At 40.3% G+C, this 6,972-nt stretch carries 6 protein-coding genes, 2 pseudogenes and 1 other annotated feature; of the genes and pseudogenes, 4 read left to right on the top strand and 4 right to left on the bottom strand.

What is annotated here, in order from left to right:
* The 4 genes and pseudogenes from ACQKMF_RS25240 to ACQKMF_RS25225 form a co-directional block, all read left to right on the top strand.
* Positions 1–129 (top strand): annotated as a pseudogene (locus ACQKMF_RS25240) (NAD(P)/FAD-dependent oxidoreductase); the annotation flags it as partial.
* A 198-nt stretch (positions 130–327) separates the two neighbouring features.
* Positions 328–654 carry a hypothetical protein gene (locus tag ACQKMF_RS25235; protein WP_427575495.1) on the top strand — a complete coding sequence of 109 codons (327 nt, stop codon included), beginning with the start codon at positions 328–330 and terminating at the stop codon, positions 652–654.
* A gap of 110 nt (positions 655–764) precedes the next feature.
* Positions 765–1,844: pseudogene (locus tag ACQKMF_RS25230) on the top strand (CotH kinase family protein); the annotation flags it as partial.
* A gap of 12 nt (positions 1,845–1,856) precedes the next feature.
* Positions 1,857–2,273 carry an SET domain-containing protein gene (locus ACQKMF_RS25225; RefSeq protein WP_232783037.1) on the top strand — a complete coding sequence of 139 codons (417 nt, stop codon included), beginning with the start codon at positions 1,857–1,859 and terminating at the stop codon, positions 2,271–2,273.
* A 52-nt stretch (positions 2,274–2,325) separates the two neighbouring features.
* Here the strand turns inward: ACQKMF_RS25225 and argS are convergent, their stop codons facing one another.
* The 4 genes from argS to ACQKMF_RS25205 form a co-directional block, all read right to left on the bottom strand.
* Positions 2,326–4,005, bottom strand: coding sequence for an arginine--tRNA ligase (argS, locus tag ACQKMF_RS25220; RefSeq protein WP_427575493.1), 1,680 nt, complete (start codon positions 4,003–4,005; stop codon positions 2,326–2,328).
* 34 nt (positions 4,006–4,039) lie between these two features.
* Positions 4,040–4,258: a binding site (T-box leader), on the bottom strand.
* Between the two features lie 67 nt (positions 4,259–4,325).
* Positions 4,326–4,871: a response regulator gene (locus tag ACQKMF_RS25215; protein WP_101225774.1), complete on the bottom strand. Its 546-nt coding sequence runs from the start codon at positions 4,869–4,871 to the stop codon at positions 4,326–4,328.
* 92 nt (positions 4,872–4,963) lie between these two features.
* The gene (locus tag ACQKMF_RS25210; RefSeq protein ID WP_101225773.1) at positions 4,964–5,995 is read right to left on the bottom strand and encodes a fatty acid desaturase; all 1,032 of its coding nucleotides are present in this window, start codon (positions 5,993–5,995) and stop codon (positions 4,964–4,966) included.
* Positions 5,996–6,276: 281 nt separating this feature from the next.
* On the bottom strand, positions 6,277–6,786 hold the full coding sequence (locus ACQKMF_RS25205) for a DinB family protein (RefSeq protein ID WP_260356740.1): 510 nt from the start codon (positions 6,784–6,786) through the stop codon (positions 6,277–6,279).
* Positions 6,787–6,972: the final 186 nt, after the last annotated feature.

The following is a 6,972-nucleotide window of genomic DNA, read 5'->3' as shown; positions in this document are numbered from 1 at the left end:
AAGGATGCGGTGGCAACGGTTGGGGCCAATAACACGTCCCTTAAAGGACTTCCGGCTACATTGATGAAAGAAGCAAGTAATGTTCGCTATCTATCACACATCAAAGCCCTATTCAGCTTGGCTTATTAATTCATGATCGCCGTGACAAGTTCACGGTACATGCCCTTTATTCCCATTTGGGAGTAAGGGGCATTTTTCATTTCAGAAAAGGCAGACACTCTAATTGAAGTGTCCCGCCATAACTCTACATTACTATTTTAATCTCCGCCATTTTTATTAGCCCTTTTGTCGTTAACCAGTGTTCAAGTTTGTACCATACTGCATATCATGAAATTAACCTTATTAAAGGAGGGGTCTTTATGCCGAAAGGAAAAAAAGGAAAAGGCGGTTCATCTGGCAGTAGCAGTAGCAGCAGCAGCAGCAGCTGTAGCTCATCTACTGGCAGCAAGTCCACTGGCAGCAAGTCCACTGGCAGCAAGTCCACTGGCTGCACATCCACTGGCAGCACATCTACTGGCAGCACATCCACTGGCAGCACATCTACTGGCAGCACATCTACTGGCAGCACATCTACTTGCAGCACATCTACTTGCAGCTCATCTACATCTAGTACATCCACTGGAAGTGGAAAGAAAAAAAGAAGAAGATAGTTAAATCTAAAAAGCTTCAACTTAATCAATCTCTGGTTGATTAAGTTGAATTTTTTCATACATTACTTGTTTGCGCTTGACCATAATACATCTTCAAGAAAGGAAGGTGAGTGTATGCCTTATCATATTCCATCTTATTTCTTAATGATTGAAGAAGAAGATCTAGAAGATTTACGTGCGGACGTATGGAGTAATGACCCCATTCCCGCCTATTTGAAAGTGGAAAACGACATTTATGATATCGATATTGCCTATCGGGGCTCTTATACCCGAAAATTCAGGAAAAGATCCTATTGGATTGATTTCATCAAGCCAGAAAAATTCTTTGGCGCCCACAAAATCCATCTCAATGCCGAATACAAAGATCCTTCCCTCATTCGCAATAAACTCTCACTCGATTACTTCCAAGACCTTGGAGTTCTTTCCCCCCATAGTCAGCATATTGACTTATATCGTAACGGCTCGTGTAAAGGGGTATATTTACAACTGGAGTCCGTTGATGAATTCTTTTTGGAAAAAAGAGGACTTCCTGCCGGTCCCATTTATTATGCAGTCAACAATCATGCCAACTTTTCATTGGAAAGGGATGGGAAACCGAAAGATTCCCTTGTATCAGGCTATAAACAAGCGTTTGGAAAACCGTCCGACGATGAATACCTTATTGAATTGATCAGAAAAATCAATACCACCCCGCTTGCCAAATTTCCTGAAGAAGTCTCGCAGCATCTTGATATTCATAAATACTTACGCTGGCTGGCTGGAGCTGTATGTTCAATGAATAACGACGGTTTCACTCATAACTATGCATTATATCGCAATAGTGAAACAAACTTATTTGAAATCATTCCTTGGGATTATGATGCCACTTGGGGACGCAAAGTCAGTGGCGGGATCATGGAACACACATATGTCCCTATTGGAGGAAAAAGGACAAATCACCTTAGTTATCTTCTATTGCAGGTTCCGGAATACCGCAAGTTCTACAAAGACCTCTTGGTTGAACAATTGGAAACCACATTTACTGTGAATCACATGGAAAATAAAGTATTATCACTGCACCAGGCGATACGCCCCCACATCCTTCTTGATCCATATAAAAAGAATAAAGTGGATCTATTTGACAAGGAACCAGAATTCATCTTCGATTTCATTCGCAATCGCAGTGATTACTTAAATAAGCATCTTGGTGACCTAGACGAAACAAAACTGAAAGCCAAGCAGGACTGGAAAAAAGCAATAGAGGCCGTATCACCAATCTGTATTAAAAATACGGGGAAATACGGCAGGGGAATATATGCGGTAAGGGATATTAAAAAGGATGAACTCATTGAGGCATCACCTGTCATCATTTCACCCAAAAGAGAATGGAAATATTTAAAGAAAACGTCACTCTTTCATCACTGTTTCTATTGGGGAGATGACGATGAAACGGCCATTGCCTTAGGAAATGGATCGCTATTCAATCATTCATACACTCCGAATGCGAAGTATGATAATAATTTAGATGATTTAACGATAGACTTTTATGCACATAAAGACATAAAGGCTGGCGAAGAAATCACGATCAATTACAACGGTGAAATTGATGATAAATCCCCCTTATGGTTCGATGTCATTGAATAAGATTTTAAAGAATCCATTTTGAAAGTTCAAAATGGATTCTTTCATTTTACCTTTACATTTTTTTCGGCGCGGAAATTCCCAATAAACTTAGCGCATCCTTCAATACAATCGCTACGGAAAAAGCGAATGAGAGTTTCATTTGTTTCCATTCGTCTTCAACTAGAATTTTTGTATGTGCATAATACTTATTGAATGCACGCGATAAATGCAAGCTGAATTTCGCGATTTGTGATGGGTCGGCTTGTTCAAACGATTTTTGGACAATGCTCGGATATTGCTCCAGCAGCTGGATGACTGGCCACGCATATTCACCTAAAGCGTCAAAATGGATGGCCTGCTCGTTAAATTCACCTTTTTCAAGCAATGAGGAAATTCGCGCATATGTGTACTGTACATATGGACCCGTTTCTCCCTCAAAATTCATCATTTGTTCTAATGAAAAATCAATATCGTTCATGCGGTTATTTTTTAAATCGTTAAAAATTACCGCTCCGACACCGACCTGTCTTGCAACCAGTTCCTTCTGTTCAAGCGCTTGATTTTTTTCTTCAATATTGCGCTTCGCAGTTTCGATCGCCTCTGCCAATACATCCGCAAGGAGCACGACTTTCCCTTTACGAGTCGACATTTTCTTACCATCTTTTAACATCATGCCAAATGCTACGTGCTGCAAATCTTTTGACCATTCATACCCCATTTTTTCAATGACGTTAAAGAGTTGTTTAAAGTGCAGGGATTGTTCGTTCCCGACAACATAAAATGTTTTCTTCGCCTCATACTGTTTTTTACGATACATGGCGGCAGCTAAATCACGCGTGGCATAAAGTGTCGCACCATCCGTTTTCGTAATCAAACAAGGCGGCATATCTTCCAATTGCACGACATAGGCACCTTCGGATAGGGTAAGTAAGCCTTTTTCTTTTAGTTCCCCGACAACCGCATCCATTTTGTCATTGTAAAACGCTTCGCCGGCATAGGAATCAAAACGGATGCCCAATAAATCATAAATCGTCTCAAACTCTTTTAGAGACGCATCCCTGAACCATTTCCACAATGCCAGTGCTTCCTCGTCCCCATCTTCAAGCGACTTGAAGCTTGCTCGTGCTTGTTCATTCAACGATTCATCACTTTCGGCTCTATCATGGAACTTCACATAGATCTTCAATAATTCCTGAATCGGCGAAGCTTCGATTGCCTCTTTGTCGCCCCACAGCTTATATGCGACAATCAACTTGCCGAATTGCGTGCCCCAATCTCCTAAATGATTAATACGCACAGCATTGTAGCCATTTTTTTCGGCGATGTTAGCCAGTGCATTCCCTATGACCGTTGAGCGTAAGTGCCCCATGGAAAAAGGTTTGGCAATATTCGGGGAGGAATAATCAATCACGACATTTTCCTGTACAGGCTGCATCGAACCATACTGATCCTTTTCACTTAATATCGTTTGCAGCACGTTTTCCGTCACCAGCTGTTGATTGACGAAGATATTCAGATAACCACCCACAACGTTCACTTCTTGGATCAACTTACTATTTAATTGTTGGGCTATTTCAGACGCAATCACCTGAGGCGACTTTCTGAATTTTTTCGCAAGAGTAAAGCATGGAAAGGCGACATCGCCTAATTCCATCAATTTTGGCTTTTCCATTAATTTTTCTATTTCACTAGCTGGCATTTCATTGTTCAAAGCAGTTGAAATCAATTCTGCAATTGGTTTATTCATCGTCATTTTCCCTCCTAAACAAAAAAGCCCCCGCCTCTAAATAAGAGACGAGAGCATGAATTCCCGTGGTACCACTCTAGTTGCCACAAATTGTGACCACTTTCCATTGTTAACGAGGTGACTCCCCGATATTCCCTACTAAACGGTTCAAGAAATTTCTCCAAAGTGCGCTTCATTCATCCGTCCTGCATTAGGCTCCCACCATCCCTAACTCGCTTTCCATTTCAAAATGAACTACTCTCTTCATCACAGAATTTTCAATATTATAATTTAATCCATCGTACACAATTTAAAAAAACGTGTCAACAGGATTTAAGAAACAAATCCTAACCAGCCGGTAACTTCATTTTATCTTTGATGGTGGAAAAATATTTCCTTACTGTCCCAATTGTGCCGCTTTGCTGATTTGACGGCTCAATTTTTGATTGACCATCGGCTAACAAACCTAACACTCCCATTTCCCGGCCATTATTGCTGGAAGTCTCATCTATAAGTTCTGGGGAATATATTCGCTTGCCATCCATTATGCTGCGAATCGAGCAAGCTAACTCTTCACCCGGGCTATCCTTCAATAAATAACCACTTACATTAGCCTTTATTGCGAGTTGAAAATAACCAGTTCTTCGGAATGTCGTTAAAATGACCACTTTACATCCAATTGACCTTAATGCTTCTGCTGCCTCAAGTCCGCTCATTACAGGCATCTCCATATCCATGATACACACATCAGGCTGTAATTGGTGAACAAGGGCCACCGCTTCTACTCCATTACCGGCTTGCCCGACAATTTCTATATCTTCTTCAAGATTGAGTAGAGAACTTATTGCCTCTAACAGCATTTGCTGATTCTCTGCAATGACAATTCGAATCATTTTAAGTTCTCTCCTTTATCGAGTTCCTTATATGAAGCAAAGACTCCCCCAAATCCGAGGATTATTAAGGGAGTCTGGAATGATACTGAACGTTACAGTTCAGATTTCACTTGAGCGGGAACGCTTTTTTTCGTTAAATATTTTATATCTTTGAAACCGATAAAATTCTTGGATTCCTCATCCCATAAACGGAAACGGAGTGAGCGCAAGCTTGTCGCAAGAGTAATCGTTGGAACGTTCTCTAAAGGCTGCGTATTATTGTGCGCCATTTCCAATTTATAGTTAGGTACCCTTGGACTTAAATGGTGAACATGATGGTAACCGATATTACCAGTGAGGAACTGCATCAGTTTTGGAAGCTTATAAAAAGAACTTCCTTCCACTGCTGCCAATACATATTCCCACTCCTCATTTTCTTCAAAATAAGAGTCCTCAAATGTATGCTGGACGTAAAACAGCCAAATGCCGACTGAACCAGAAATCATGAAAATGGAACCTTGTACAAGAAGGAACGACTGCCAGCCTACTGCCAGGCAAAGCAATGCCGCTAAAACGACGATTAATGCATTCGTCAAATACGTATTATTTTTTTCCTTCTTTCTAGCGCCTTTACGGTTAAATCTATTTTTAAGAAGGAAAACATAAATCGGACCCAAACCAAACATAACAATTGGATTGCGGTAAAAACGATAGGCAAAACGAAGTTTAAACGGTGCAGCCAAATACTCATCGACCGTTAGGGTCCAAATATCCCCTGTACCCCGCTTATCCAAATTACCGCTTGTTGCGTGATGAACAGAATGCTCATGTCCCCATTGATCAAACGGGAATAAAGTCAAAACACCCATAATTGTACCGACTATTCTATTCGCACGGCGGTTTTTGAAAAATGAATGATGCGTACAATCATGAAATATGATGAATATTCTTGTCAAGAAGCCAGCAGCAAACACAGCTGGAATTAAAGCTAACCAATAAGAAACGGAAAGACTTATATATGCTAGGTACCATAAAATAATGAATGGCCCCAAGGTATTGATGATCTGCCATATACTTTGCTTTGTCGTTGATTGTTCAAAAGGAGCAATTTGTTTTTTCAAGTTCTTCGTATTTTGCAAGGTCATTATTCAATTGCACTTCCTTTTATTTGTCGTTATTACATAGTATAAAGAAATCAACCTGAAATTATTAGTACCAGGTGTCATGACTAGAAGATGACAAATGTCATGTACTAGTCATTTCCAGCTGCAAACGTAAAAAAGGCCAACCAGTAAAAACCGGTTAACCTGCTCACATGTATAGGATTTCATTATCTTCAAAATGACAGGTAACCTCACATTAAGAACAGGACTGTCAATTTTTCATGTCAGGCTAAAAGTCCCAGCAGTAAGCAAATGAAATCCAGTTACTCTCCTTTAACAAATAAATAAAGACCGTAATCCGTTGAAGTAGAGGCATAACCCATTTGTCGCAACATAGCTGTGATATTGCCACGGTGATATGTTCCATGGTTCACGACATGCGGAATCAATTCGGCAACACCTGTTTTCATTAGACCGCCAGCTGGATTCTCAATTATAAGAGGCTTATCTAAATTTTCTTTTTGGCTAAGCAGCGATTTGTACCGACCGGACAACTCAAAAAACATGGCCTCCATTTCCTCTAATTCCTTTGACTCTGTTTGTTCCTTCAGTTGTTCAGCCAACTCCAATGCATGTTTCATGCTTTTACCGGAAAAAACCTCCACCCACCCCAGATCGGAAAGATACACATGAGCCATCACACTCGATATCGATGGAAACACACTTTGTACTTCTTGATGGTAAACATCCTTTGGAAGCTCTTTTAAGCGGTTAAAGATTTGTTCGTTTGCCCATGCGTTAAAATCATGAAACTGTAATGCAAAATGTGACATATGAAATCTCCCCTTCTTCATATATAGACTAGAACTTACGAATTAACGGTCTTCATACGGAATAATTCGACCTACAGCGAAATTATTCGACCTACACATGAATTAATTCGACCTACAGCGAATAATTCGACCTACACATGAATTAATTCAACCCACACGAGGTTAGAAATGCCTTTCCACAATGTA

Source organism: Peribacillus sp. NPDC101480, from assembly GCF_050277335.1.
GTDB lineage: Bacteria > Bacillota > Bacilli > Bacillales > DSM-1321 > Peribacillus.
The sequence above is the reverse complement of the archived record's forward strand: the minus strand, read 5'-3'. Positions and strand labels throughout refer to the sequence as shown.